We start from the raw sequence: 2,903 nt of genomic DNA on the forward strand, positions 1-2,903 counted from the left end.
CCCATTATTGTATCGGTGCCTCTAATTCAGTACTGATTCTGGCCTGTCTTCTCATTTAAGGCGATCGCCCATTCCCCTAGAGCAACTCACACATCCCCAGAAGCGATTAGGTTTTCTCCGTGAATGTCATCGCTCTATGTCATAATCTTTAACAGAGTTTTAATCTTAGCGTGAGCAGTTCTAAATCATGGGCACTGATACACCTGAGCCAAATTCTGTAGAGTCCTCCAATGTTGATGCGGCAATTGCTTCAACGGAGCCTGAGGTCTTAACCCCTGAGCAGATGGATCGGTACGAGTGCCGCGCTTGTGGCTATGTGTACGAACCAACACGGGGGGATGGCCGCAGCATCGAAGCAGGCGTTCCATTTACCGAACTGCCGATTACGTGGCGATGCCCGGTTTGTGGCGCAAAGGCCAGTGCCTTTAGCAATGTCGGCCCGTTGGGGAATCCATCCGGATTTAAGGAAAATCTTCGCTATGGCTTTGGGGTCAATTCCCTGACGCCAGGTCAAAAGAATATTCTCATTTTTGGCAGTCTTGCGCTAGGAATTTTGTTCTTCCTAAGTCTGTACGGGTTGAAGTAGATCAGGATAGGGGTGACTGCTTTAGGCATAGGTTGCATTTCCAGCAGTCGATGATTGTCTTTAGCGCCTTTGAATGTCTATTCGGTACCGCTATTTGTGAGTGTTTATACGTTTGTGAAATCATTCAGTCTGATGAAATCTATCCTTAATTCACTGAAAGCGTTTGTTGTGGTTGCGGTTGTGGTGCTGTTTTGCACGGGCTGTGCGAACGCCTATCTCCCCCCAGTGGCTTCCAGTCCCTGGGAAGTGATTTCGCTACCGAATGAGGTTACACCGTTGGATATCGCTTTCACCAGCGATGCTAATCATGGCTGGCTGGTTGGGAAGCAGTCCAGCCTAATGGAAACGACAGACGGGGGCAAAACCTGGGAACCCCGCACGCTGGACTTAGGTACCCAGATCTACAATTTTTCCTCGATCAGCTTCTTTGGAAACGAGGGATGGGTCGTGGGTGAGCCGACCATCATGCTGCACACCACCGATGGCGGCAAAACTTGGTCACAGGTTCCTCTAAGTGAGCAATTACCAGGAACAACGCGCACTGTGGTGGCGCTCGGTAAAGACGCGGCTGAATTAACCACCGATGTAGGCGCGATCTACCAAACTAAGGATGGAGGCCGCAATTGGCAGGCGATGGTGCAAGAGGCGGTGGGCGTTCTGCGGAATATTTCGCGATCGCCCGATGGGCACTACGTTTCTGTATCGGCTCGCGGTAACTTCTATTCCACCTGGGAACCCGGCCAAGACGCATGGCAGCCCCACAATCGCAACAGCTCTCGCCGCCTTCAAAATATGGGTTTCACCTCGGATGGTCGTCTGTGGCTATTAGCGCGGGGCGGAATTGTCCAATTTGGAAACTCGGTTATGGATTTAGAAGACTGGTCTGACGCGCAATCACCAGAGTTTTCAACCAGTTGGGGCTTACTGGACTTGGCCTATCGCACCCCTGAAGATGTGTGGGTTGCTGGGGGCAGTGGTAATCTACTGTATAGCCCTGATGGTGGAAAAACCTGGCAGAAAGATCGAACCGTTGAAAGTGTTCCTTCGAATTTTTATAAGGTAACCTTTCTAACGCCGGATCAAGGCTTTGTCCTCGGACAAGATGGGGTTATGCTTCGGTATAACCCGAATTCGAGCGCGGCATAGTTAACCCATTGGGCTACGCTTGCGCAGTTCCTGACGCTCTAAACGAAGGTTGTATCCGTCTCTAATTTTTGATGGAATACTTTACCGAGTTTTACATAATTCCGTATCATGGAACTTGAGACTTCAGTTGTGTTTATGGGAGCAGTTTAAATGGCAGGTAGTACCGGAGAACGTCCGTTTTCAGACATTATTACGAGTATCCGTTATTGGGTGATTCACAGCATTACGATTCCCGCTTTGTTTATTGCAGGATGGTTATTTGTGAGCACTGGACTCGCGTACGACGCGTTTGGCACGCCTCGTCCGAATGAGTACTTCACCCAAGAGCGTCAAGAGGTTCCCATTCTAGATACCCGCTTTGATGCAAAGCAAGAACTAGACCAAATACTCAAGTAGCAGTTTTGTAAAATCCTTCAGATATCATGACTGGAAATAATCCTAATCAACCCGTTTCCTATCCCATTTTTACCGTTCGATGGTTAGCGGTTCATACCTTGGCTGTACCCACGATTTTCTTCCTGGGTGCGATCGCCGCAATGCAGTTCATCCAGCGATAGGAGAAAGTTCCAATGGAGCGTACACCCAACCCGAATAAGCAACCCGTAGAGCTGAATCGTACATCTCTATATCTGGGTTTGCTTCTCATTTTTGTACTTGGAATTTTGTTTTCCAGCTATTTCTTCAACTAGCGAATCGACCCCTTTCGGGGTCATTTTTCTCATCAATTGCTATTGAGCGGGTAACCTGAATTAAACGATGTCCTGAGAACGGTATACCGAGCTTTCTAGGTTCCAGAGCTACGTTTAGTTAGGACTCTCTACTTAGCAGTTGTGATTCGAAAGTTTTTAATGTAGTTACAGCCATTTTAGGAGGGCGTTTAAGATGTCTAGTTCTGGAAGAATTCCGCTGTGGATTGTTGCAACCATCGCTGGACTTGGCGTATTGGGAATTCTCGGCCTATTCTTCTATGGTGCCTATGCAGGTATCGGTTCCTCGATCTAGGTACCGCTGCGATCGCATCGCGCAAACTGAAACTCCATAGTTTTCACCTTAATAAAATTCCCCTTGCCGTTTACCTAGAACAGTAAGGGGGTTTCGTTATGTTATTGAGCCCAGAATTGTGACATCCTCCCGACGCTCACCCTATCGGGTAGAGCGCGGGCTTCCCCAG

General features: G+C 48.6%; 6 protein-coding genes. All 6 read left to right on the plus strand.

What is annotated here, in order from left to right; genetic code table 11:
* Positions 1 to 187: 187 nt before the first annotated feature.
* The 6 genes from IGR76_17175 to IGR76_17200 all read left to right on the plus strand — a co-directional run bounded on the left by IGR76_17175 (position 188) and on the right by IGR76_17200 (position 2,734).
* Positions 188 to 586, plus strand: coding sequence for a rubredoxin (locus IGR76_17175; protein MBF2080193.1), 399 nt, complete (start codon positions 188 to 190; stop codon positions 584 to 586).
* Between the two features lie 132 nt (positions 587 to 718).
* Complete coding sequence (locus IGR76_17180) at positions 719 to 1,732, plus strand: photosynthesis system II assembly factor Ycf48 (protein ID MBF2080194.1); 1,014 nt, start codon at positions 719 to 721, stop codon at positions 1,730 to 1,732.
* A 150-nt stretch (positions 1,733 to 1,882) separates the two neighbouring features.
* A complete protein-coding gene (gene psbE / locus IGR76_17185) occupies positions 1,883 to 2,128 on the plus strand; it encodes a cytochrome b559 subunit alpha (GenBank protein ID MBF2080195.1) in 246 nt (81 codons plus the stop codon).
* 26 nt (positions 2,129 to 2,154) lie between these two features.
* Positions 2,155 to 2,289 carry a cytochrome b559 subunit beta gene (locus IGR76_17190; GenBank protein MBF2080196.1) on the plus strand — a complete coding sequence of 45 codons (135 nt, stop codon included), beginning with the start codon at positions 2,155 to 2,157 and terminating at the stop codon, positions 2,287 to 2,289.
* A 12-nt stretch (positions 2,290 to 2,301) separates the two neighbouring features.
* Positions 2,302 to 2,421, plus strand: a complete 120-nt coding sequence (locus IGR76_17195) for a photosystem II reaction center protein L (GenBank protein MBF2080197.1) — start codon at positions 2,302 to 2,304, stop codon at positions 2,419 to 2,421.
* A gap of 193 nt (positions 2,422 to 2,614) precedes the next feature.
* The gene (locus IGR76_17200) at positions 2,615 to 2,734 is read left to right on the plus strand and encodes a photosystem II reaction center protein J (protein ID MBF2080198.1); all 120 of its coding nucleotides are present in this window, start codon (positions 2,615 to 2,617) and stop codon (positions 2,732 to 2,734) included.
* Positions 2,735 to 2,903 lie beyond the last annotated feature (169 nt).

This window comes from Synechococcales cyanobacterium T60_A2020_003, assembly GCA_015272205.1.
In the GTDB taxonomy this organism is placed as follows: domain Bacteria; phylum Cyanobacteriota; class Cyanobacteriia; order RECH01; family RECH01; genus JACYMB01.